The sequence below is a fragment of the Spirosoma arboris genome, from assembly GCF_009754945.1.
Classification (GTDB): Bacteria; Bacteroidota; Bacteroidia; order Cytophagales; family Spirosomataceae; genus Spirosoma; species Spirosoma arboris.
Genome location: NZ_WPIN01000004.1, coordinates 244,190 through 270,970, shown reverse-complemented (window position 1 = coordinate 270,970; position 26,781 = coordinate 244,190). Strand labels below are relative to the sequence as shown.

General features: G+C 48.7%; 13 protein-coding genes. 12 read left to right on the top strand and 1 reads right to left on the bottom strand.

Features of this window, described 5'->3' with window-relative positions; translation table 11 throughout:
- Positions 1-7 precede the first annotated feature (7 nt).
- The 6 genes from GO755_RS12215 to GO755_RS12190 all read left to right on the top strand — a co-directional run bounded on the left by GO755_RS12215 (position 8) and on the right by GO755_RS12190 (position 11,335).
- Entirely contained in the window at positions 8-1,774 is a 1,767-nt protein-coding gene (locus GO755_RS12215) for an ArnT family glycosyltransferase (RefSeq protein WP_157585083.1), read from the top strand.
- A gap of 227 nt (positions 1,775-2,001) precedes the next feature.
- Positions 2,002-3,249 (top strand): efflux RND transporter periplasmic adaptor subunit, encoded by a 1,248-nt coding sequence (locus GO755_RS12210; RefSeq protein WP_157585081.1) that lies wholly within the window; start codon positions 2,002-2,004, stop codon positions 3,247-3,249.
- A gap of 125 nt (positions 3,250-3,374) precedes the next feature.
- The gene (locus GO755_RS12205; protein ID WP_111343606.1) at positions 3,375-4,052 is read left to right on the top strand and encodes an ABC transporter ATP-binding protein; all 678 of its coding nucleotides are present in this window, start codon (positions 3,375-3,377) and stop codon (positions 4,050-4,052) included.
- Positions 4,053-4,174: 122 nt separating this feature from the next.
- Positions 4,175-6,559 (top strand): ABC transporter permease, encoded by a 2,385-nt coding sequence (locus tag GO755_RS12200; RefSeq protein WP_157585080.1) that lies wholly within the window; start codon positions 4,175-4,177, stop codon positions 6,557-6,559.
- A 13-nt stretch (positions 6,560-6,572) separates the two neighbouring features.
- The gene (locus tag GO755_RS12195) at positions 6,573-8,945 is read left to right on the top strand and encodes an ABC transporter permease (RefSeq protein ID WP_157585078.1); all 2,373 of its coding nucleotides are present in this window, start codon (positions 6,573-6,575) and stop codon (positions 8,943-8,945) included.
- A gap of 14 nt (positions 8,946-8,959) precedes the next feature.
- Positions 8,960-11,335 carry an ABC transporter permease gene (locus GO755_RS12190; RefSeq protein WP_157585076.1) on the top strand — a complete coding sequence of 792 codons (2,376 nt, stop codon included), beginning with the start codon at positions 8,960-8,962 and terminating at the stop codon, positions 11,333-11,335.
- 153 nt (positions 11,336-11,488) lie between these two features.
- On the opposite strand, the gene GO755_RS12185 is transcribed toward GO755_RS12190, so the two are convergent.
- Positions 11,489-11,935, bottom strand: a complete 447-nt coding sequence (locus tag GO755_RS12185) for a hypothetical protein (protein ID WP_157585074.1) — start codon at positions 11,933-11,935, stop codon at positions 11,489-11,491.
- Between the two features lie 44 nt (positions 11,936-11,979).
- Between GO755_RS12185 and GO755_RS12180 the strand changes: the two genes are divergently transcribed.
- The 6 genes from GO755_RS12180 (at position 11,980) to GO755_RS12155 (ending at position 26,775) form a co-directional block, all read left to right on the top strand.
- Positions 11,980-14,397: an ABC transporter permease gene (locus tag GO755_RS12180; RefSeq protein WP_157585071.1), complete on the top strand. Its 2,418-nt coding sequence runs from the start codon at positions 11,980-11,982 to the stop codon at positions 14,395-14,397.
- Positions 14,398-14,514: 117 nt separating this feature from the next.
- On the top strand, positions 14,515-16,953 hold the full coding sequence (locus tag GO755_RS12175; RefSeq protein ID WP_157585069.1) for an ABC transporter permease: 2,439 nt from the start codon (positions 14,515-14,517) through the stop codon (positions 16,951-16,953).
- Positions 16,954-17,029: 76 nt separating this feature from the next.
- The gene (locus GO755_RS12170; protein WP_157585067.1) at positions 17,030-19,450 is read left to right on the top strand and encodes an ABC transporter permease; all 2,421 of its coding nucleotides are present in this window, start codon (positions 17,030-17,032) and stop codon (positions 19,448-19,450) included.
- A gap of 13 nt (positions 19,451-19,463) precedes the next feature.
- Positions 19,464-21,869, top strand: a complete 2,406-nt coding sequence (locus GO755_RS12165; protein WP_157585065.1) for an ABC transporter permease — start codon at positions 19,464-19,466, stop codon at positions 21,867-21,869.
- A gap of 84 nt (positions 21,870-21,953) precedes the next feature.
- Complete coding sequence (locus tag GO755_RS12160; protein WP_157585063.1) at positions 21,954-24,311, top strand: ABC transporter permease; 2,358 nt, start codon at positions 21,954-21,956, stop codon at positions 24,309-24,311.
- Between the two features lie 94 nt (positions 24,312-24,405).
- On the top strand, positions 24,406-26,775 hold the full coding sequence (locus GO755_RS12155) for an ABC transporter permease (protein WP_157585061.1): 2,370 nt from the start codon (positions 24,406-24,408) through the stop codon (positions 26,773-26,775).
- Positions 26,776-26,781: the final 6 nt, after the last annotated feature.

The following is a 26,781-nucleotide window of genomic DNA, read 5'->3' as shown; positions in this document are numbered from 1 at the left end:
TCATTTAATGACTGACCATTCTTCATCATTCACTGACCGTTGGTTTTATGCCCTCGTGGCTGTTGGCGCATTTCTGAATGCAACCGGCCTATTTCCGCCCGTTATGGAACTCGACGGTGCTCTGTATGCCTGTATTGCCAAACAAATGGCGCAAACCGGCGATTTTGTAAACCTCTACGCCGTCGGTACCGACTGGCTCGACAAACCTCATTTCCCATTCTGGGTCATTGCACTAAGTTACCGAATTTTCGGTATCAATACGTTTTCTTACAAGTTTCCGGCGCTGTTGTTTTTCCTGGGTAGCGTAGCGTATACCTACCAATTCACTAAGCTAACCTATTCAAAGTTAACAGCTCAGGTAGCTTCGCTGGTACTTCTTACGGCTTTTCATGGTGTTCTGTCCAATAGCGATGTGCGGGCCGAGCCTTATTTAATGCCGCTCATTATCGGACCGGTTTACCATTTCTATCGGGTATTCCTGGGAGATAGATATACCACATCGTCAAGGTATGGTATGTCTAAAAACTGGATGCATCTTCTAATTGGTTCACTCCTGACAGGCTGCGCCCTCATGACCAAAGGCGTTTTTGTGCTTATTCCAATTGGAGCAGGTTTGGTGCTACATTGGCTCTTGACTGGCCATTGGCGAGAGTTACTCAAACTACGTTGGTATATAGCCATTACGCTATCCTTTGCCTTTACAATTCCTGAAATTTATTGCTTATACCAACAGTTCGACCTACATCCAGAGAAAGTCATTTTTGGTAAAACGGGCGTGTCTGGCATCCGATTTTTCTTCTGGGATAGCCAGTTTGGGCGCTTCTTCAATACAGGGCCCATTAAAGGAGAGGGAGACAAGTTTTTCTTTGTTCACACGTTGTTATGGGCCTTTATTCCCTGGTCGTTACCGCTGTACATTAGTATTGGTAAGCGATTGACAGATGTGGCTAAACGCCGATTTGGGCCAACGTTCCAGCCTGAATATATATCGCTGGGTTCTGGATTGGCTACGTTCGTTTTGTTTTCGTTATCTGGATTTCAATTACCTCATTATCTGAATATTGTTTTTCCGTTCTACGCGGTGCTGACAGCGCAGTTCTTAGTGGAGCTGCAACCTGTTAACCTCCGTAAATGGACGATTGCCCAAACCGTTATCGGCGTCTTGCTCATTGTCGTTATGGTTGCCCTTTTGTGGCTCGTCCAACCTGCCGGACTAGGTACTGCATTGGGTTGGGTACTCACCCTTACGGTTCTCCTGTTCGTACTCTTTCGGCAGAATAACCTCCTGTCGCTAATGGGTCGAATGATAGCAGTAATGCTCGTGATAGCGGGCTCGCTGAATTTGTTTTTATACCCGACTTTCCTGCGGTATCAGGCAGGCATGGCAACGGCAGACTACGTCAATGAGCAACCGCCACTGGCAAATCGTCCGACAGTATTGTATGAACCCGGTACGGGTGTAGGCGGAGGCAGTTTCTGGTCGTATGAATTTTATGCGAAAGGGCCTACAGTGTATGCTCGCACAGATTCTGCATTACGTATTCAGGTGAAAACGGGGCCAAAATCTGTCTTTACGACAGCGGTATATGCCGATTCACTGGCTATGCGCGGCTTTGACGTTCGGCGACTAGCTATCTTTCCATATTATCACGTCAGCCAGTTGACGTATGATTTTCTTAACCCGGCAACCCGTTCTCAAACGCTTCTGCCTTATGTACTTGCGGAAGTTTACCTAAAGAGTGAATCAGAACGCCGAATCGGAGCGAAAGAGTGAACGAGTGTTTGTCTATAAGCGACCTGGCACACTCATATGAACCTACGCCAAAAGCGGACAAATTCCGTCCGAAAGCGGACAGCGCGCCAATCCTCTCGCAGAATAAACTCTTGATAATCAACGATAGAACTCAACTGGCATGACATTGGCACAGGTCATTATAACGAATGAGGCCCGAGCCAGTATTCGCTCTTTCTCTCTTTCATCTTACGCTTACTTCTTAACTAATGGATCGCGTCTTACCTAAACGATTTTGGACTACCCAACGCCTAGCTATCTTCGGTGGCGGAACACTAGTCCTGGGCTTATTAGCTTACACTCTCTTCTTTGCCGACCGTCGGTCGAAATTGAACGTTGAAAAAGATAAAATCACCGTATCGAGCGTAACTACTGGGCCTTTTGAAGATTTTATTGCCGTAACAGGCGTTGTTCAACCGCTCAGAACCATCCGACTTGATGCTATTGAAGGTGGTTACGTAACGCAAAAACTGGTTGAAGGTGGTAATATCGTAAAACAGGGTGATGTACTGCTGAAGCTCGAAAACCAGAGCCTCAAACTGAGCTTCCTTCAATCAGAAACAGAGGCTAATCGACTTGTCAACGACTTGCAAAATACTCGCCAACGAATACAAATTGAACGATTTACGCTCCGTAAAACGCTGGCGGACGTTGATGCTCAAATCTCTCAGGCAAAAGACACCTACGATCGGCAGGAAAAGCTATACAAAGATAAAGTAGTGTCAGAAGAAGATTACCTGAAGGCGAAACGGGCTTACGACCGATTGATCAGTCAGCGTACTATCGAAATCGAAACGCAGAAGTATCAGGAGGAAAACGCAACGTTTCAGATTAAACAACTTGAAGGCACCTTGCAACGTACACAGAAAAATGTCGCTCTTTGGCAACAGACACTGGATAATCTGGTGGTTAAAGCTCCGGTTTCAGGTCAGTTATCCAGCATTGATGTGGAAGTTGGTTCGAACATTAACCGGGGTCAAAACATCGGCCAGATTGATGAAATGAGTGGCTTCAAAATGCGTGTTGGCGTCGATGAGCACTACCTCAACCGGGTTTTTTCAGGCTTGAAAGGCTCCTTTGAATTCAATGGAAAAATGAACGAACTTGAAATTAACCGCGTCTATCCTGAAATAAAAAGCGGCCGTTTTGAAGTCGATATGGTCTTTCTAAAAGGTACACCCGAAGGAATCAAACGTGGCCAATCGTCACCGATTCAGCTGGAGTTAGGCAAAGCGGCAAAAGCTACCTTATTGCCAGTTGGCGGCTTCTTCTCCGACACGGGCGGCAACTGGGTGTATGTAGTTGATAAATCGGGTAAGCGGGCTGTGAAACGTCCAATCACACTTGGTCGCAAAAACCCTGAATTCTACGAAGTCTTAACCGGCTTGGAACCAGGCGAGCAAGTCATTACGAGTTCTTACGAAAATTTTGGCGATAACGAAGTACTTGAATTTTAACCTCATCTGAACCAGGATTACACTGATTAAAGGATCAATCTGATTTTGTTTCCTGCTTTCTCTGAAAGCAAAATCCTGCAAATCTTTAAATCTGCGTAATCCCGGTTCAGGCATCCATTCAAACAATGATCCAAACAATTGACCTTCAGAAACTCTTCGCAACCGAAGAAGTAGAAACCACCGCTCTCAATGGCATCAACATGGATGTAAAAGACGGTGAATTCGTAGCCATCATGGGGCCATCGGGCTGCGGCAAATCGACACTGCTCAACATCCTGGGCCTGCTCGATAACCCCAGCGATGGACAGTACAACTTCTACGGCACCGAAGTGGCCAAAATGACCGAGCGGCAACGGGCGCAACTTCGTAAAGGCTCAATCGGGTTCGTATTCCAGAGCTTCAACCTGATCGACGAGCTGACCGTTTATGAAAACGTCGAGCTGCCTCTACTGTATCTGAAAACTCCTCCCGACGAGCGTAAAAAACGCGTAGAGGAAGCGCTGGAGCGGATGAGCATCATGCACCGGCGCAATCACTTCCCACAGCAGCTATCAGGCGGTCAACAACAACGTACCGCCATTGCCCGCGCAGTTGTTGCCAAACCAAAGCTGATCCTGGCCGATGAGCCGACGGGTAACCTCGATTCGAAAAACGGCGAGGAAGTAATGAAACTCCTCGGCGAACTGAACGACGAGGGCACCACCATCATCATGGTAACCCACTCACCCTACGATGCTGGTTTTGCTCACCGCATTGTGAATCTGTTCGATGGTAAAGTAGTAACCGAGAACTTCCACGTCTAGAACTCGTTTTTTTTGATTTAAGTGATTGGCTTGATTTACGATCAAGCCAATCACTTTTCTGGCGTACTGGTAACACGGCATCAATCCTGAAAATCCTTAAATCAGTGTAATCCCGGTTCAGCATGTTCACTAACTATATCAAAATAGCCTGGCGAAACATTCGCTCGGGAGGAGGCTATTCCGTTTTAAACATCGGCGGTCTGGCCGTCGTGTTGGCAGTAAGCGCCCTGCTGTTTTGGTGGGTGAAAGACGAACTGAGCTTCGACCGATTTCATGCCGATTCAGACCGTATTTATCGGATCAACGCTCATTTTGGGAAAGGCGAAGATGAACATTTTTGGTCGGGTACACCCGCACCAATTGCTGTAGCTGCTGCTAGTAAAGTTCCGGGCGTTGAACAGGTTGTTCGTGTAGCACCGCTTTATGACTTTCGCACACTTCGGGTTACTAGCGGAGCAAGTGCCAAAACATTTACTGAACAATATGATGATCTGGCCTATGTAGACGAAAATTTCCTGGATCTGTTTACTGGATTTGTCGTACGTAGCGGAGACGCGGATAAACCGTTTACATCGCCAAACTCGGTAGTCATGACCGAGGAAATGGCAAAAAAATTCTTTGGTACATCGGAAGCCGTTGGCAAAACAATAACCATTCCGGATAGCAATCGGGTTTTCACGGTGAGTGCTGTGCTGGCCAATATGCCCGACAATTCCTCACTTCGTTCTAAGGTGTTCTTCCCCATGAGTCTGAAAAAACGGACTTTCGGCGGTAATGGCGACTGGAAGCGACTGGATGATGATTGGGGCAATTACTATTTTCAGACATTCCTTAAACTGAGCCCCGGCATCGAGTCCGCAGCTGTCGGCAAAAAGCTCACAGAGCTTCAGGCCATAGCACGAAATACAAAGCCGGGCGACTCCTCCTCTGATTATCAACTTCAGGCATTCACCCAATCCCACCTGTATCAGCCAGATGGGAAAGATACGGGCATGCAACAGGTTCGGATGCTGGGCTTAATAGCCTTATTGCTGCTCAGTATTGGCTGTATCAATTACATCAATCTGACCACAGCACGAGCAACCCGACGAGCCCGCGAAGTGGGCGTTCGGAAGGTAATTGGAGCTGAATCGACGCAGTTGTTAGTTCAATTACTAGTCGAATCGTTACTAACGATGAGCATTGCACTCATTGCTGCAGTTGTTCTGATTCAGCTACTGATGCCGTTTTACTTCGATATAACTGGCAAAACGCTCGGCTTCTCCCTGCTTAATCCGGAAGTATGGGCCTTATTACTTGGCACGTTGACACTTACGGTGGGATTGGCAGGGCTATATCCGGCCATTATGATGTCGTCCTTTAATCCACTTCGTTCATTGCGTGGACGTGGGGCTCAAACCGGTCAGGCAGGATTACGGAAGGCACTGGTTGTTACTCAGTTCGCTCTGGCAACCGGCCTCATTGTGGGTACCCTGGTCATTGGCGAACAGTTGCGCTATATCCGGGAACGTGATCCGGGTTTCAATAAAGAACACACCTTCGTCTTTTATGCGGGCGACAAAGCCCAGCAATACAAACGCGAACTCGAAAAAGAAAGTAGCATACGTTCCGTGGTTACGGCAACTGGTGGTCTGGTTGGCGGTGGTGGTAGCACTGGCGATACCGATTGGGATGGCAAATCACCAGAACGTTCCTTTATTGTTGATCAGCTCGGCATTAGCCATGATTTCATCCCAGCCTATGGCATCAAACTGAGTCTGGGCAAAAATTTCACGGGTACCAAAGCCGACTCCACGAGTTTTATTCTAAACGAAACAGCGGTGAAGCAGGCGGGTATTAAAAACCCCATTGGCAAACGCTTCAAGTTTCACCAGACAGAAGGTCGCATTATTGGCGTTGTAAAGGACTTTACTACAGCATCGATCCGCACTCAAATACAGCCCATGCTGCTGTTTAGCGTTCCCGGCGACAATGGCATTATGCACGTCAAAACAACGGGTCAGCAGGCATCACAGGCGATTGCAGCTGCCGAGCGTCTCTGGAAACGAGACAAACCTGATAATGCATTTGAATATACCTTTCTGGACGAAACTTACAATCGACTGTATCGCACTGAGCAACGTACTGGTCAGCTGTTTAGCTTCTTCGCAGGAGTCGCTATTCTGGTTTGCTGTCTGGGTTTATTTGGTCTGGCCGCTTTCACTGCCGAGCAACGCACTAAAGAAATTGGCGTTCGCAAAGTACTGGGCGCATCCATAACGGGTATTGTCGCCCTGCTATCAACCGACTTCCTGAAACTGGTGCTGGTCGGTATCGTAGTGGCCACTCCGGTAGCCTGGTACATCATGAGCCAGTGGCTACAGGACTTCGCCTACAAGATTGATATGGAATGGTGGATGTTCGTCCTGGCCGGTTTACTAGCCGTTGGTATCGCACTACTAACCGTCAGTTATCAGAGCATCAAAGCGGCCCTGATGAACCCAGTAACCAGTTTACGTTCTGATTAACACCCTCAACCTTATGCTACGCAACTACGCCAAAATCGCCATTCGGAGTTTGTTGAAAAACAAGTTCTATTCGTCTATCAATGTCTTTGGGTTGGCGCTGGGCATGGCGTGTGCGTTACTTGTGGGCTTGTGGGTGCATGATGAACTGAGTTATGACCGTTTTCTGCCCGGTGTAGAAAACGTGTATAACGTACGGGTCAATTACGCCTTCAATGGCGGGCCTGTCGAAACGGCGATGTACACACCCGGTCCGTTGCAGGAAGCCATTGCTCAAGATATTCCCGGCATAGCGGCAGTAACCAAAACAACGTCGGGCGAACCAACGCTGGTCAAAGCAATTAGTGGCTCCAAGGATGAGAAATCGACGAAAGAGATTGGTCAATATGCATCGGCTAATTTCTTTGATGTCTTTGAATTACCCGCGCTTTACGGCAATCCGAAAGTCGCGTTAGCTCAACTCAACCAGATTATCATCTCGCGCCGATTGGCCGAGAACTATTTTCCAAACGAAGTCGCCTTAGGCAAGACACTTCAACTTGACAATCAAAAAAATTATACCGTTGGAGCTGTATTGGAGAATTTACCCGGTAACTCGACGCTTCAATTCGATTGGTTGGTCAATTTTAAAAGTTACGAAGAGCCGTGGATGCGCGAATGGGGTACAAACTCCGTGCTCATCTATGCTCGTTTGAAGTCAGGCACGACAGTTGCCCATACCGAAGCACTTCTGAAAGGCATTTATCCCCGCTACGCCAAGTTCAATAACCATGAGGCTCCCATTCTGCATCCAATGGCGGACATGCACCTTTATTCGGAGTACAAAAACGGGAAGGTCGTTGGTGGTCAGATTGAGTACGTTCGGATATTCTCCATTGTTGCTCTCTTCATTCTGCTGATTGCCTGCATCAACTTCATGAACTTAGCTACCGCCCGTTCGTCGGTTCGGGCAAAGGAAGTGGGCATTCGGAAAGTGGTTGGCGCACTCCGTTCGTCGCTGGTTGGGCAGTTTTTGAGTGAGTCGATCCTTACGAGTTTATTGGCCGTCGTGCTGGCACTAAGTTTTGTCCATGCCATCCTGCCAACCTTTAACACCTTGTTCGATAAGCAGTTGGCGCTCGACTTAACGAACGCAACGCTTTGGTTGATCATTACAGGGCTAGTCCTGATTACTGGCTTCTTGTCAGGAAGCTATCCGGCTCTGTTTTTGTCCGCGCTTCAACCGATTAAAATCCTAAAAGGGCGCTTGCAGTTCGGTTCTGGCCCAGCATTTTTCCGACGGACATTGGTTGTGTTTCAGTTTTCGCTATCAATTTTCCTGATTGTGGGTATGTTGGTGGTCGGCAAACAGATGGGCTACCTACGTACCAAAAACCTCGGTCTTGATCGGGAAAATGTCGTGTATATCCCCTTGGAAGGAGATCTTGCCCGCTCAGAGAAAACAGAAACGTACCGGCAGGCGGCTCTACGCAATCCATCCGTTGCATCAGCCACGATAACGAATCGGTTGCCCATCAATGTGCACAGTACCTCGACTGATCTGAACTGGCCGGGCAAAGATCCGAAGCGCATAGTCAGCGTATCAGCCATGACTGTAGGTGGTGATTTTATTAAGACTATGAACATCAAGCTTCTTGATGGACGGGATTTCCGGGCGGGCAGCTTAGCCGACTCATCAAATTACCTGATCAATGAAGCTGCGGCAAACCTGATGGGCATAAAAGAGCCTGTTGGCAAGGACATTACATTTTGGCGAGGCAAAGGCCAGGTAGTTGGGTTGATGAAAGATTTTCACCTGAGCTCACTGCACCAGGCTATTACCCCATTAGTGGTGGTTTATAACCCAACAAACACGACTTATTTACTCGTAAAAACCCACGAAGGAAAAACTCAGCAGGCAATTACTGATCTTGAACAGCTTAGTAAACAGTTTAATCCGACCTACCCGTTCACCTATCATTTTATGGACGAAGCGTACGAGAAGCTGTACAAAACCGAACAGCAAATCAGCACGCTCGTCAACTATTTTGGCATGCTGGCCATTCTGATTTCATGTCTGGGCTTGTTTGCGTTGGCAGCCTTCACTGCCGAACAACGTACCAAAGAAATCGGCGTGCGTAAAGTACTGGGCGCATCGGTCGCCAGTATTGTCACTTTGTTATCAACCGATTTCCTACGGTTGGTGCTAATTGCCTTAGTATTAGCGTCTCCATTAGCGTGGTGGGCTGTCCATACATGGTTAAGTACGTTCGCCTACCAGACCGAATTAGCCTGGTGGATCTTCGGTCTGGCAGGAGTACTGTCGTTAGGCATTGCCTTCCTGACCGTTAGCTATCAGAGCATAAAAGCAGCCCTGATGAACCCAGTGACCAGTTTACGTTCTGAATAATTACCCTCAACCTTATGTTCCGAAACTATTTTAAAATCGCTGTTCGGAGTTTGCTGAAGAACAAACTCTATTCGGGTATCAATGTACTGGGCTTAGCGCTAGGTATGGCGTGTAGTTTGTTGATTGGTCTTTGGGTAAAAGACGAATTGAGCTACGACCGCTTTCTGCCTAATGCTGACCATATTATGTACGTACGGGTAAACTTCCCATACAATGGCGACACAACCACGAACTACGTTACGCCCGGCCCATTGCAGGAAGCCATTGCGAAAGATGTTCCCGAAGTAGCCGCCGTGACCAAAATTAACTATGGCCCTGAGCTGTTGATCAAACCCGTCGGCAATCAAACCACGGGCGAAAAGGCAGCTAAAGAGCGAGGTCATTATGCCACAGAGGACTTTTTTGGCGTGTTCGATCTGCCCGCTATTTATGGTAATCCGAAAGCGGCTCTGGCTCAAACGAACCAGATTGTTATTACAAAAAAAGTAGCGGAGAAATACTTTCCAGCTGGCTTGGCAATAGGCAAAACGCTCCAACTCGACAATGACAAACTCTACGTGGTTGGTGCCGTTATCGAAGATCTACCGGCTAACTCGACGCTTCAATTCGGTTGGCTTGTCAACTGGAAAGTGCAGGAGCAGGACTGGATGACGAAATGGGGTAACAATTCCTTCAATACCTATGTCCGGCTTAAGCCTAACACAACCCTGGCTCAGGCCGAGGCTGCTATGAAGGATATTTATCCGCGTTTTGCGGGAAAAAATTTCGAGACGGGCTTACCAACTCTTCAGCCGATTACAGACATGCATCTGTACTCCGACTACAAGAATGGCAAAAGCGTTGGCGGACGAATTGAATACGTTCGTATTTTCTCCATCGTCGCCCTGTTTATCCTGCTGATTGCGTGCATCAATTTCATGAATCTGGCCACGGCTCGGTCGGCAAATCGGGCGAAAGAAGTCGGAGTGCGCAAAGTGGTTGGTGCGCTCCGCTCCTCGCTGATTGGCCAGTTCTTGAGCGAATCCATGCTGACGAGTTTGTTAGCCGTTGTCCTGGCTCTCGGCTTGGTTTGGTACGTGTTGCCCACCTTCAACGAGGTTTTCGGAAAGCAACTAACGCTCAATCTCGCCGAGCCAACACTCTGGCTTATCATTTTGGTTTTAGTATTAATCACCGGCTTCTTATCAGGAAGTTATCCTGCCTTATTCCTATCCTCGCTCCAACCGATTAAAATCCTGAAAGGCCGACTACAGTTCGGTTCTGGCCCAGCCCTGTTTCGACGAACGTTGGTTGTGTTTCAGTTTTCGCTATCTATTTTCCTGATTGTGGGCATGTTAGCGGTAGGTAAACAGATGAGCTACTTACGTACTAAAAACCTGGGTCTCGACCGTGAGGATGTGCTGTACGTACCGTTGGAAGGAGAAATTGCGCAACCTAAAAAAGTGGACGTTTTTCGGCAGGAAGTGATGCGTAAGCCATCCATTGCGTCGGCCACCACCACCATGTCCCTGCCCATCAACATTCAAAGCACGTCTGGCGATTTGAAATGGCCGGGCAAAGACCCGAATCTGAGTACCCAGGTTTCGGTGATGGCGGTCGGCAGTGATTTTACCCGAACCATGAATATCAAACTGCTGTCAGGACGCGATTTTCGAACAGATAGTCCGGCGGATTCGGCCAGATATATCATCAATGAATCTGCTGCCAAATTGATGGGCATGAAAGATCCTGTCGGCAAAGAAGTAGAATTCTGGATGGGAAAAGGTCAGATTGTTGGGCTCATGAAAGATTTCCATCTGGCTTCACTCCATGAGAAAATCAACCCGCTAATTCTGATTTTCAACGCGGCTAATACAAGTTTTCTACTTGTAAAAACTCGTCCCGGACAAACTCAGCAAGCCATTGCCGATCTGGAACAGCTATCAAAGGATTTTAACCCGAACTATCCGTTTAGTTACCATTTTATGGATGAAGAGTACGAGAAAATGTACCGAAGTGAACAGCAGGTCAGTACGCTCGTCAACTACTTCGGTGTGCTCGCCATTCTGATTTCGTGTCTGGGCTTATTTGCACTTGCAGCCTTCACCGCCGAGCAACGTACCAAAGAAATCGGCGTGCGCAAAGTATTGGGAGCCAGTATTGGAAACATTATCGGTCTGCTTTCTACCGACTTTTTGAAGCTGGTTTTCGTCGCCCTTGTGCTGGCCTCACCTCTAGCCTGGTGGGCAGTCAGTGAGTGGTTAGGGACATTTGCTTACCAAACGAAATTGACCTGGTGGATTTTTGCAGCGGCTGGCGCCCTGGCGATCACAATTGCCTTTATAACAGTAAGCTATCAGAGCATTAAAGCCGCAATGGTGAATCCGGTAACGAGCTTAAAGAGTGAATGAATGATCTTAAACGGTGTGAAGTAACTTTTGCTTTTTCTCTGCTCGCTGATGGCTTAATGCCATCAGCGAGCAAGCCATTTGTAGTAGTTTGTATCCACGGGGTTTAGCCCATGGGTATGTTGATTCAAACACGGTTAAACCCCGTGGGTACAATCACAAAAAGGCGTTCAAGTCCAGTTGTAGAGTTTCGGAGTAGGATAATTCCGTTATGAGTCCGCCATCGTCGAAGCGATAACGATACCATTGCTGAGTTTTGTAATTGAACACAAAGCCTTCGAGAATACCGTATAAATTTTCGTCGATAAGTCGGATGACTTTAGCGATATCGTGTTTTAAACCATTGTTTTGGCAAACTTCAACGATAACTTTTGCCTGTTCAGATGGATGGTCGTAGAGGAGTAAATCAGGAACTGGACTACTATATCCTTCCGTAAGCATTGTTTCCGGAAGTGGTTCAAATGAAATCTGTCCTGATCGGTAAAGTGGATACAGTCCGGCAGTTAATCGGGCAATAACGCTTTGATGAATAACAGGTGCATTGACACCCATTTCATCTTCCATTACTAAATTCTTGAGAGGAATTGGGCCTATGTAACTCATTTGAATTATTTATATGATTTAGACCAAATTTAATAAAAATACGTATGCTTCTCAACTACATAAAAATCGCCATCCGCACGCTCTGGAAAAACCGTACGCACACCTTAATCAACATCGTTGGCTTATCGGTAGCGTTTGGCACCTGTGTGTTATTGTTTCTAACGGCCACCTTCGAACTGTCGTACGACAGCTTTCATGCTGGTGCCGGCCAAATCTTCCGGCTGAATTTTCTTTCGACCAACCGGGATGGAACGCCGAATCAAGGGGCTACTATGCCATACCCAATTTCACCCGCGCTCAAAGCTGAATTTCCTGAGATCGAAGGGGTAACGCGCTGGTTCGACCGGAGTGCAAGTGTCCGGCATAATGACCAGACGTACAACAAAGATGTCCGGATGGCCGATGCTGATTTTCTGCAGATGTTCACGTTCTCGCTTAGCAAGGGCAATGCGAAAACAGCCATGAACAGTCTGAGTGACATTGTCATCAGCGAGAACATGGCCAGGGATATTTTCGGACAGGAAGAGCCCATTGGCAAGCCACTTCAACTGCGAGTAAATGGTGCCTGGCAGGGATTTACGGTTACGGGCGTTATTAGCAATGCCCCTAAAAATTCCACATTAGAGTACGATGCACTCATACGTAGCGAAAACGCTGGTGATTATCAGGAATTTAAAAGTCGCTGGGATCATGGCAACCATGATGTGTATGTGAAAGTAAAAGCCGGAACGGATGCGAAGACGCTGCAACGACGCACGCAGGCGTTCATGGACAAATATTTCGCCCAGGAAATCAAGGATCAGAAAGAACAGGGCTATCCAAAGAACGAGTTGGGCTTTCAGAAAAGTCTGCTGCTGCAACCCATGCTTGATGTACACTTCGACACAGGAACGACCCACGGTGGTGGTATCAGCCGGGCTTATGTGTACACGCTGTTGCTCGTTGGGTTGTTTATTCTGGCCATTGCCTGTATCAATTTCATTAACCTGACCATTGCGCAATCACTCTCGCGGGCGCGGGAAGTGGGCGTTCGAAAGTCGCTGGGTGCGCAACGTGTGCAATTGTTTGGTCAAATCTGGGGCGAAACACTGATGCTGTGCTTCGGCGCTCTGCTGATCGGGCTAGGACTGGCTTACGTGGGCTTACCTACATTTAATCGTTTGTTCAGAAGCTCCTTAACGCTGTCTGACTTCCTGAAACCAAGCGTCCTGTTGATAACTGGTTTGGGATTTCTGCTCATTACGTTAGTGGCCGGAGGGTATCCGTCCTGGTTCGTGACGCGCTTCAACGCTGTAGAAGTACTGAAAGGTAAAGTAAAAGTGAGTCGGCCAGGATTGCTACGTAACTCACTCATTGTAACACAGTTTACTATTGCCTGCCTGCTCATTGTTTGTACCCTGATTGTTCGTCAGCAGATTAATTACCTGCAACAGAAACCCATGGGTCTGGATAAAGATCAGGTAATCAGCGTGCCCGTGGGCAACGAATTGAATGGAACGGTAGCGCTGAAAGCGATGCGCGACCGGCTAGCCAATCAGCCAAACATTGCGGCCATATCGGGTACAGGTGTTAACATCGGCGCGGGGCTGGATGGTAGTTCATCGCGGATGATGTTCGGTTTCCAGTACGGCAAACGTGATATTACCTGCGACTGGCTGCGTATCGACACAGATTACCTGAAAACGATGGGCATCAAGCTCATACAGGGTCGCGATTTTAGTCCAGCGTTCAGTACCGATTCAACTTCGTCGATACTGATTACGCAAAGCATGGCCAAAGCGTTGGGTGAAGCGAATCCTGTTGGCAAGTTCATCAAACCCGATAACAAAGAGTACCAAATCGTTGGCGTCGTGTCGGACTTCAACCTGTATTCGCTGCATCAGGAAGCCAAACCAATTACGCTCCAAATGCAGTCAAATGCACCCATCCAATACATTCTCGTTCGCGTGAATCCGCAAAATTTAACGGGGGCCATGGAAAGTATTAAAGCTGCCTGGAAGACGATTGCTCCAAAGCAGGAGTTCATTGGGTCGTTCCTGGACGAAAACACCGAACGCTGGTACAAAAAAGAGCAACGCCTGGCCACCATTTTCTCATCGGCAGCTGGCATTGCCATTCTGTTGTCGTGCATGGGTCTGTTCTCCATTGCGCTCGTCTCGATTCAGCAGCGGACTAAAGAAATCGGCGTTCGGAAAGTATTGGGAGCCAGCGTTCCCAGCATTGTCGCGATGCTGTCCAAAGACTTTCTTAAACTCGTACTAGCTGCTATCCTGATCGCTTCGCCAATAGCCTGGTGGGCGATGGACAAATGGCTGGCTGACTTCGCTTACAAAATCGACATTGAATGGTGGGTATTTGCCCTGGCAGGCACCCTAGCCATTGTTATTGCTCTGGTGACCGTGAGTTTCCAAAGTATCAAAGCCGCCTTAATGAACCCAGTGAAGAGTTTACGAAGTGAGTAGTGCCGCTCCGGCGGCCCGGCGACCGTCCCGGGCGGGAGGATTGGCAATAACTAAAGCAGTTGATAATTTATCACCCGACCGAGACGGTCGCCGGGCCGCCGGAGCGGCACTACAACCATGCTACGAAACTATCTCAAAATTGCGCTGCGTAATCTGGCGAAACACAAGGTGAACACGGGCATTAACATTGCCGGATTAGCCATTGGTATGGCGTGCTGTCTGCTCATTGTCATGTATGTTTCCGACGAGTTGAGTTACGACCAGCACTGGCCAAATGGGGAGCGCGTGTACCGTATGGCGCTGGAACGAATATATCCCGGCCGCAGCACTAAATACGCGATTATTCCACCTTCTTATGCCCAGTCAGTCAGGAAGGAAATTCCCGAAATAGAGCAGACAACGCGTGTTTTCTCGGCTGGTACCAATGCGCCGGTTCTGGTTAAACTGGATGGGCGAACCATTGAAGAGAAAGACTTTATGATCGTCGATTCAACCTTTTTCCAAGTATTTCAAACGCCCTTGCTACACGGAAAACCCGATCAGGTACTTAATCGCCCAAACGCGGTTGTCCTGACAGAAAGTACGGCGAAGCGCTTATTTGGAACAACAAATCCAGTTGGCAAGACGCTGGAGATTGTGCAGGGACCAAAGCTGGAAGTAACGGGCATCTGCGCTGATCCAGTTCATAATTCCCACTTCACATTTAACTTTCTGGCATCGACACGCGGTTTCCCGCAAGCCGAGCAAGTCAATCACATTGGTTTTTCGGCTCATACGTATTTGCTTCTACGTCCTAATACAAAGCCCGAAACTGTGGAAGCAAAACTGCCCGCTGTAGTCGAAAAATACGCAGCTGGCGAAGTAGAGCGCACATTCGGGGTTTCCTACCGCGATTATGTCAAGGCCGGAAATGGGTATTATTATTTTCTCCAACCCCTCCAGGCAATTCACCTCGACTCGCACCTCGAAGCCGAACATCAACCTAATGGTAGTCGGTCGCTGGTGTCGATTTTCTCCATCATCGCGGCTTTTGTCTTGCTGATTGCCTGCATCAACTTCATGAATCTGGCTACTGCCCGGTCGTCGGAGCGGGCACGCGAGGTAGGTATTCGCAAATCGCTTGGCTCCACGACGCAGCAGCTGGCAGCTCAATTCCTAACTGAATCGGTTTTATTAAGTCTGTTTAGTTTAGTAGTTGCGGCTTTGTTAGTAGCTAGTTTGCTCACTCCGTTCAATACAATCGCCAGCAAATCGCTTAGCTTAACCTCGCTGGTACGTTGGGAAACGTTGCCGTTACTATTGGGTGGAGCCATTGTTGTAGGGCTTTTGGCGGGCAGTTATCCGGCGGGTGTGTTGTCTGCTTTCGAACCGATTAAAGTGCTGAAAGGCAAGTTCACCTCAACCCGACAGGGACATCTGTTACGAAATGGGCTGGTTGTGTTTCAGTTCGCTATATCGGTGCTGTTGATTGTTAGTACAATCGTCGTGTTTAGTCAGTTGAACTTCATCCAGCAGAAAGAATTGGGCTTCACCAAGGAGTCGGTTGTGAAGCTAAAAGGTGCAGGTTTTCTGAATAACCATACGGAAGCCTTTAAGCAGGAAGTGGCGAAACTATCGGGCGTGACGAGCGTGGGAGGCACTAGCAGCGCACCAGGTGAAGAGAATTTTTTCGGGATTACGTTCCGAAAAAATGGGCAGAACGAAACCGTTACGGGGAAAGGCTGCGTGGTTGACGATCAATACCTGCAAACGATGCAGATGAATATGCTGGCCGGTCGTCCATTCAGTCGCCAGTTTGACGATTCACTGTCTGTAATTTTAAACGAGGAAGCCGTTCGGCAAGTGGGATTAGCCGATCCCATTGGTAAGCAAATTACTAGTCCAGACAACTTTACGCAACGTGATGGCCCACCCATTACGTATACTGTAGTAGGCGTTGTCCGTAACTTCCACTTCGGTTCATTGCATCAGCGTATCGGGCCGCTATTTGTCCTGAACGATCGGATATTTAGGCGAGTCAACAACCAGCTCGTTATTCGGGTACATGCCAACGAACCTGAAACGGTAGTTAGTCAGATCGAGCGCGTCTGGAAACGATACCTGCCTGATCAACCGTTTCATTACTCGTATCTGGCTACCGATTGGAGTGCCTTATACCAATCGGAACAGGTAGCCCAACGGATCTTCGGCCTGTTTGCCATGCTGGCCATTTTCATCGCCTGTATGGGTTTATTGGGCCTGGCCATGTACGTTATTCGGCTACGCACCAAGGAAATTGGGGTTCGTAAAGTGTTGGGGGCTTCGATTCCGGGTATTGTCGCCCTGCTATCGAAAGACTTTCTGAAACTAGTGTTGATCGCGATTGTCATTGCAGCTCCCATAGCCTGGTACATCATGAATCAATGGCTACAGGATTTTGCCTACAAGATCGACATGGAATGGTGGATGTTCGCCGTAGCCGGACTACTCGCGGTGGGCATTGCGCTAGTAACCGTCAGTTTTCAAAGTATCAAAGCCGCGTTGATGAACCCGGTGAAGAGTTTACGTTCTGAATAAAAGCCGGGAGCTGGGTGCACGGAGCAGGGACTAGCAAACCGTGCTCCATGCGCCCAGCTCCACGCCCTCCTACATCATGCTAACAAACTATGTTAAAATCGCCTGGCGGAATCTGGTACGCTATCGAACCTACAGCCTGCTGAATATTCTGGGCTTATCAATTGGGCTGACGTGTGGAATTCTGATCTACCTGACAACCCAGTTTCACCTCAGTTTCGATACGTACCACGCGAAAGCCGACCGTATTTATCGCGTTGTCACGCAAATAAAGCATGACGATGTGCGGTTCTCTCGTGGAACGCCTAAACCGTTGGGCGAGGTTTTACGACGCGATTATCCGTTTCTGGAGCAGGTAGCCCGACTGGAACGACTGCATGGTCGTATCGTTAGCGTCCCCAATGCCAAAGGTGGTTTTTTGAAAAAGTTTGACGAAACCAGAACCTTCTGTTTCGCTGAGCCACAACTGTTCAGTGTCTTTGATTACGAATGGCTAATCGGTGATCCACAGTCGACTTTGTCGGCCCCAAACTCGGTGGTACTGACAGAGAAATATGCCCACAAATACTTCGGCACGGCAAATCCAATTGGGAAAACCCTCCGCTTCGACAACCAAGTAAATCTGACGGTAACGGGTGTCCTGAAAGACCATCCAGCCAACACGAACCTCACCTATGAAGCCTATATTTCTTACAGCACCATTGCTAGCTTACCCAATGCGAAGGAGTCGCTGCAGGCCTGGACAGATGTGAACAGTGAAGCGATGTGTTATGTCGTTTTACCACCCGATATGACCTCTGACCGTTTGGCCAGCGCTTTCCCGACTATCCGAAAGAAATACTATCAGGCTGACGATCAGAGCGTATATAACTTTACGCTACAACCGCTCAGTGATGTTCATTTTAACACCCAGTATGGCGGGCGGATGAACAAAACGATTCTGTTCGCGATGACGCTGGTTGGACTGTTTCTGGTGATTTCGGCCTGTATCAACTTCATCAATATGGCCACGGCCCATGCCCTGAAACGCTCGAAAGAAGTGGGCGTCCGGAAGGTGATGGGCAGTTCTCGCTGGCAGTTGTTTAGTCAGTTCATGACCGAGACAGCCATTATTACGCTGGTAGCGGTGGTCGCAGCGCTAATCCTCGCCAATCTGGGACTTCCGGGTATGAATAAGGCGATGTCGGTATTCAACGCTACCATGTCGCTATCCGATTTGCTGGACCCAACACCATTGGCAATCATGATCCTGCTGGTGGTATTTGTTATACTACTGGCTGGTTTCTACCCAGCGCTGATGATGGCCGGTTTCAATCCGATTACGGCCTTGCGGGGTCGACTAACGACGCAAGCTGTTGGCGGCTTTTCGGTACGAAGGAGCTTAGTCGTCGTTCAGTTTTTCATGACCCAGTTGTTCACCATTGGTGTCGTTGTCGTGATGACCCAACTGCGCTACGTTCGGCAGGCCGACCTTGGGTTTACAAAAGACGGCATCATGCTGCTCGACTTACCGAATTCGGCATCGACTGGGAACGATCCACTCAAGCAGGAAACGTTACGACAACGCTTGTTACAGGTTTCGGGCGTTCAGGAAGTGGCCTTGGGTAATCAACCACCGGCTTCGGGCAATATCAATCAGTTTCCTTTTTCGTACGACACCCAAACGAAGCCCGAAGGCTTTGATGTGCAGTCGAAAATTGGCGACCACAACTACCTGCCTTTATTTGGAATGAGGCTTGTGGCAGGGCGCAATTTCCGGGCAACGGATAGCACTTCTCAGGAAGTGATCGTAAATGAAACGGTTGTTAAACGACTGGGCAAACTATCTCCTGCCGATGTGCTGGGCAAGCGATTCCGCATCTGGGATACCGATAAAACGATTGTGGGTGTCGTCAATGATTTTTACACCAATTCATTGAAGACCAGCGTAAAGCCTGTTGTAATCGTCAACGACCTCGCCCAAAGTCATATGATGGCGGTAAAAGTGGGCGCTACCGACTTACCTAAACTTGTAAAAACAGTTGAAGCGACTTACAACGATTTCTTCCCGGAACAGGTCTTTACCTACAAGTTTGTCGATGAGCTTCTGGACGAATTTTACCGGGGCGACCGCATCATGCTGGCTTTAACGCAGGTGTTCTCACTAATCGCTATTCTGATTGGCTGTTTAGGCATGTATGGTCTGGTGTCGTTCATGGTCGAAACCAAAAGCAAGGAAATTGGTGTGCGTAAGGTATTGGGCGCGAGTGCATTCCAGGTTCTTGGGCTGTTTGGTCGCGAATTTGGCCGATTGGTTTTGCTGGGGTTTCTGCTCGCTGCGCCCCTCGGCTGGTGGCTCATGAACGCCTGGCTCCAGGATTATGTCTACCGCATTCAACTTCAAGGCTGGATGTTCCTGGTAACCGTTACATTGGCCGCCCTGATTACGCTCATAACCGTCTCATTCCAGTCAGTAAAAGCCGCGTTAATGAACCCAGTGAAAAGCTTACGATCTGAATAATCACCACAACCTCATGCTCACAAACTACCTCAAAATCGCCTGGCGGGGCCTCCTCAAAAACCGCTTGTTTACGTTCCTGAATCTGGTCGGTCTGGCAACAGGATTAGCCGTGGCTCTGCTGCTGATGCTGTACGTAAAAGACGAACTTCAGTTCGATAAATACCACACCAACGCGGATCGTATTTATCGGGTCAAGGCAACGGTTTCTTTCGATGGTAAAACCATGAAATGGGCCAATTCGCCGAATGCCGTTGGGCCAGCGATGAAAGCGGATATTCCTAATATAGAACAACAGGTTCGCCTGCTCCGCCACGATTTCGGGCAGACGGCTTTTGTCAATTCAGGCGATAAAAAATTCGCGGAAAAGAATCTTTACTGGGCCGATGGTACTCTGTTCGACATTTTCGACATTGACCTGATCAAAGGAAATCCCAAAACAGCACTCGATGGCCCGCATAAGGTCGTACTCAGTCAGGCGACAGCCGACCGGTATTTTGGCGCCGAAAATCCAATCGGCAAAATCCTGAATGTAGACAACAAGGATACGCTGGAAGTGACGGGCGTGTACGCGAATTTTCCGGGAACCTCAACGCTGGATGCCGACATGATTGGCTCGTTCAGCAGCGTACGGTGGGCTCAACATCCAAGCTGGAGCAACGCCAGTTTTGAGACCTATCTCCTATTGTCACCACAGGCCAATCCGGCGCAGATTGAACAGCAAATGTCGGTCGTTCTGAATAAAAACGTCCCAAAATCCGACCAGTATTTCACCCTTAGTCTACAGCCACTCACCGACATTCACCTGCATTCGGCTGATATTACCAACGCCAACACCACACGCATCGGCGACTTTCAGCAGGTTAAAATTCTCCTGATTCTGGCCATTGTCATTCTGCTGATTGCCTCGATCAACTACATGAATCTGGCCACTGCCAAGGCGCAGATTCGTTTCCGCGAAGTGGGCGTTATCAAGACGGTCGGTGCATCGATGCGGCATTTGGTTACCCGCTTCTACCTCGAAACTGGCCTGATGATGTCGCTCGCGCTGGCTCTGTCCGTTGGATTGGTCGCCTTGAGTTTGCCAATATTTAATCAACTAACCGGCAAGCAGTTACCGTTTCAGGCATTGTTATCGCCCGAAGTAGTAGGCGGTCTGTTGCTCATTGGGTTGATTATTACACTTATCGCGGGCTCTTATCCAGCTTTTTACCTATCGTCGTTTTCGCCCAAATACCTGCTGAGTACTACGTTCCGAAATCAGTCGGGGGCAGGTTTATTCCGACGGTCGCTTGTGGTTATTCAGTTTACAGCCTCTGTGGTGCTGATGGTGAGTACGTTTATTTTTTATCAGCAATTGCAGTTTATTCAGTCGCAGAAACTAGGCTACGAACCCACGCAGGTGCTGGCTATTATGACGTCGGCGGCAAAGGATAAAACGCAAATTGACGCTCTGATGAACGACTACCGGAGCCTGAGTAACGTAGTAGATGTGTGTCGGGCGCAGACCTTCCCTGGTTATGGCGGCAGCGGGCGAACTCTCTCTAAATCCGACAATCCGAACGGCAACAATGCAAGCGACGGCATGGCCATCCGGACGAACCGGGTTGGGAATGAATTCATCAACGTACTGGGTTTGAAGCTTCTGGCAGGCCATACCTTACCAGCGATAAAAGATCCCAAAGACACAACTGTGCAGGTCGTACTGAACAAAACGGCGGTTGATTATTTAGGCTACACGCCTGAAAAAGCACTGGGTCAGAAAGCGCACAATCTGTTCGGTTGGGATCGGGCCGAGATCGTGGGCATTGTCGAAGATTTCCATTTTGAATCTCTTCATGTGCCTATCGGTGCCTATGCGTTCCATAACGGCGATACAGAAGGACGGCCTTATCTGCTTATCAAAACCAAGACGGCTCACTTACCCGCAACTATGCGCCAGTTGGAAAGCGTCTTTCAGAAAGACATGCCTGATTCGGCCTTCGAATTCACGTTTCTCGATGATTTCCTGAACACCTTATACCGCTCTGAACAACGTACTGCACAGGTCGTTCTGGTTTTCTCGGGGCTGGCCATCCTGATTGCCTGCCTGGGTCTGTTTGGGCTAGCCGCATTCACCGCTGAACAACGTACCAAAGAAATTGGCGTTCGGAAAGTGCTGGGCGCATCGGTATTCAGTATTGTAGGTTTGCTCTCCAAAGACTTTCTAAAACTCGTTGTCGTTGCGATCCTGATTGCCTCACCCCTGGCCTGGTACACCATGCACCAGTGGCTACAGGACTTTGCCTATAAGATTGACATCGAGTGGTGGATGTTCGTCGTGGCTGGCCTGCTGGCCGTAGGTGTCGCTTTATTGACCGTGAGTTTCCAAAGTATCAAAGCCGCCTTGATGAATCCGGTGAAGAGTTTACGATCTGAGTAGTGCCGCTCCGGCGACCCGGCGACCGTCCCGGTCGGGTGTGAAATGAATTTTACCCAGCCGACCGGGACGGTCGGTACTACAGTCATGCTACGAAACTATTTCAAAATTGCGCTGCGTACGCTACTGGCCAATCGACTGTATAGCCTGATCAATATCATTGGGCTGTCAGTCAGTATGGCCTGTTGTCTGCTGATTACGCTGTACGTCTGGAATGAATTTAGTTTCGACCGGTTTCACGAACGGGCTGATTCTATTTACCGAGTCATCACCCGATTGAAAACGGCAGAGTCAGATGATGGGCTGGCAGTGTCTGGTTATGACGTTGGTCCGCGTCTTCGGCAAACCTATCCCGAGATAACCGAAACCGTTCGGTTTAAATCCCTGCCCATTGCCACCATTCGAAGTGGGCCTAAGCTCATAAACGAGGGGGATATTTATCAGGTCGACAAAAGCATCTTTTCCGTATTTTCTTATCGGTTGATTTCTGGTAGTAAGGCTGCTTTAGACAAGCCGAATAGCATTGTACTCACACAGAAACTGGCTCAGAAATACTTCGGAAGCGCTGATCCGATGGGCAAAATTCTGAAGATCAACAACCAGACCTACCTCGTCACAGGTGTTCTACAGAACCTTCCGGCGAATACAGACCTGAAATTCAACGCGTTGCTAACCTGGACTGATGCAAAACCTACTGCCGAAGACGTCGTAGACACGTCCTGTTTCACTTATTTGCTCTTACAAGATCAGGCAAAGGCAGAAGCGTTTGGCAAGAAGCTTGCTCAATTCGACCAAACGCAGGTTATACCCCGCATCAAGGCGCTAGGCTACGACTTTAAAATTGAACACCAGATACAGGCATTGACCAGCCTGCATTTTATTGACGGGTTGTTCGATGATACGCCCAAAGGTAGCCGGACGTATCTAACCATTTTTGCTATCGTGGCTGCGTTTATTCTGCTCGTAGCCTGTATCAACTACGTCAATATGTACGTAGCGCAATCAACGAAACGGCAGAAAGAAGTGGGTGTACGGAAAGTAGTTGGTGCAGGCCGGAGTCAATTAATTGGTCAATTTCTGGGAGAAGCCTTGCTGATAATCAGCATTAGCGCTGGTGCTTCCCTATTCATCATGTCGGCGATTCGACCCCTATTCGAGCAATTGACGGCCATACCCCTGACGTTTCCCGGCTGGTCGTTTGTGATTGCTGTCGTGGGTATGGTCGTGCTCGTTGGGTTGTTAGCGGGATTGTATCCGGCCCTTTTTCTGTCGGGTAGCCAAGGTTCACTGGTGCAGAAAAATCAATACAGTCCCATAGGCAGGCAATACGTCCGGAAGACACTCGTCGTATTTCAATTCGCGGTGTCAATTGCCCTAATTGTCGGTACGTTGGTGGTGAGTCGGCAAACGAATTACCTCCAGAGCAAAGATCCGGGATTCACAAAAGAACAGGTGCTTGTCGTGAATGTACCGGGTGATGAATCTATTCGTCAGAAAATGCAGGTCTTGAAAACGGCGTTGGCAAAAGACAGTCGGGTTGAAGCTGTTTCATTGGGACTGAATCCGATTACCTATGACGGGAAGGCCAATATCCTGAAGGAAACGTCCGGTCAAAAAGCCGAACGGCTGGTCTTTTTCGCCCGCATAGATGACGTTTACCTAAATCTACTGAAAATCAAACTAGTGGCTGGACAGAATTTCGATTCAGCTATTCCGTCCGACAAAAATCGGGAGGTGATCGTCAATGAAAGTTTCGTCAAATGGATGGGCTGGAAGCAGACCAATGCCGTGGGACGTATCATTAAACCGTCGGGTGGCGACATGCCTGCGAAGCGCGTTATTGGCGTGGTTGCCGATTATCATTTTGCGTCCCTGCACAATCGCATCGAGCCGATCATGCTCTATTATCAAATCGATGCCCCGCTGAATGTATTAGTTCGAATCAAACCAGCCGATGTGGGTGTAGTGCAATCAGTTTGGGCAAGCCTTATTCCCAATTACCCGTTCGAGGCCAATTTTCTGGATATGTCGTTCAACCAGCAATACCAGCGGGAAGAGAAGGCGAAAACGCTACTGAGCTGGTTTTCGGCCCTAATCATTTTCATTGCCTGCTTAGGACTATTCGGACTAGCAACCTTCACAACTGAACAACGTACCAAAGAAATTGGTGTGCGTAAAGTATTGGGGGCCAGCATCACCAGCATCGTGACGCTACTCTCGAAAGAATTCCTAAAACCGGTATTGCTTTCTATCATTGTTGCCAGCCCCATTGCCTGGTACGCCATGCATCAGTGGTTACAGGGTTTCGCCTATAAAATCGACATCGAATGGTGGATGTTTGTTCTAGCAGGTTTGCTGGCGGTTGGCATTGCCCTATTGACCGTGAGTTTTCAAAGTATCAAAGCCGCGTTGATGAATCCCGTGAAGAGTTTACGAAGTGAATAGTATGCAGCACCGCTTTGGCGGCCCGGCGACCGCTCCGGCCGGATGTGTCAAGTGAACAATTTAACACCCGACCGGGACGGTCGGCATTACCAGTATGCTAAAAAACTACGTCATTCTCGCCTATCGCAACCTGATAACCAACCGTGTAACGTCGTTTATCAATATTGTTGGGTTGTCCATTGCTGTTGCGTGCAGCATCGCCGTTTTTTTAATTCTGAAAAACTTCTGGACGCTAGATAATTTCCACGCCAACGGCGACCGGATTTTCATGGTGGAATACACAATGGAAGTCAACAAGGAAACGCAGGTGTACGGCAATGCTCCGGCCCCCATCGCAGCTGCCTTAGCTGCCGATTTTCCTCAGGTGAAACGAGCGGTTCGTGTCCAACGGGAAGGTGTTCAGGTCGTTCGCAAAGAGAATCTGTTCGACGAAATCATCAGCTATGCGGACACCAACTTTTTTCAGCTCTTTACCTTTCCACTGAAATACGGAAACCCTACCGCGCTGACCGATCCGAATGCCATTATCCTGAGCAGCGAAATGGCGGAGAAGTACTTCCCGAATCAGATTCCAATCGGGCAACCTTTGTCCATCGTAACAGGCGAACGGGAACACAAACAGTTTATCGTTCAAGGGGTTGCCGAGAAGTTTCCGAACAATACCGGCTTTGCCTTCGACCTGCTGACTGGCTATCATCCCGTTCATGCGTCGCTTAAGAATCAGGATTGGACTTCCCACATCTACGGCGTTTTCATTGAGCTTCGGGAGAAAACCGATGTAAAATCGCTGGCTGGGCAGATGGGGCGATATGTCTCGCTCTATAATTCAAAGAATAGCGAGAATCCTATCAAATCGTTCATCTTCGATAACCTTCGCGACCCGGCCCCGAACGCCTACGATGTGAATCGCCGACCTGCCGAAGCCAATCACCCAATCACGACGATTCTGTTCTCGGCCATTGCCCTGATCATGATGGGTTTGTCGTGTTTCAACTACGTCAACATCTCCCTGGGAGCCGCAACTCAGCGACTAAAAGAAATTGGTGTGCGTAAGGTGATGGGTGGCACGCGTCAGCAATTGATCGCCCAGTTCATGATCGAAAATCTATTACTATGCTTTGTAGCGCTATTGCTGGCATTATTCATCACTGCCGTTTTTCTGGTTCCCCTGTTTAACGACTTGATGGTCATGAGCATATCGCTCTCCTTTGGTCAGAACATGCCTTTGTGGGGTTTTCTGGTTGGGCTGTTAGCGTTTACGGCCATCGCGTCGGGCGCTTATCCGGCGTTGTATGTCTCTGCTTTTAGGCCTATTGCCGTCCTGGCCGGGAAACTGAAATTTGGCACGAAGAACACTTTTAGTCGGGCGCTTTTGGTTGCGCAATTTGTGCTGGCCTTTATGTCGGTTATTCTGGGCGTTGTGCTCACGAGTGCAGGCGTACAATGGAAAAAACTCGACTGGGGCTATAATCCCGACCAAACGCTGGTTCTGCGCTTAACCGATAGTACCCAGTTTACTATCGTCAGGAATGAGTTAGCCAGAAACCCGTCGGTCAGGACGATTGCCGGTGCCGAAAACCACGTCGGGGAGTCTGTAGGCCGGGCAACCATCCACATTGGCGACGTTCAGGAAAACGTGCTTCAGTATAATGTTGGTCCCGATTATTTTGACGCAATGGGGCTGGAACTGGCATCGGGTCATTTTTTCAATAGTAACCGCACTACCGAAAATGCCGAGTCGGTCATTGTCAATGAATCATTTGTGCAGAAGCATCACTGGAAAGTGGCTGCCGTTGGGAAGTCGATTCGGGTGGATAAAAAGCTGGTTACAATTGCCGGCGTCGTTAAGGATTTCAAACTAATGGGTTCTGGTGCGGCACGTCCGGTCATTTTTTTCGCTGCCGAACAGCCCATGTTCAGCTACCTAGTAGCCCGATTCGATCCGGGTAGCGGTCCCAAAGTAGTAGCCAATCTGGAACGTATCTGGCAGGCTAAATTCCCCAATACGACGGCCTCTCATTTTTACCAGAAAGATGTCTTCGATGGGTTCGACACTACGTTCCAGAATCTTTCCAACGGATTTGGCTATCTGGCTGGACTGGCGTTGTTGATTGCCTGCCTGGGCCTGTATGGCTTAGCGGCTCAGCATTTTTCCCGACGTATGAAAGAAGTGGGCGTGCGAAAAATGCTGGGGGCGACTATTACTCAGATCGTTTTGCTGGTCAACCGCGAATTCCTGCTTTTACTGTCGATTGCCGGACTTCTCGCTAATGTGCTTTGCTTTCTGGGTATCAAGGTACTGCTTCAGAATACGCAGGAATTTACGGGTTCTTTCCAACCGGGTATTGGGTGGTTCCTGCTAGCCAATACGGTCGTTTTCATCACGGCAGCCATCGCCGTTGGTACGCAGAGTTGGAAAATGGCCAATGTCCAGCTTTCGAACGTCCTGAAAAACAACGATTAAAGCCAG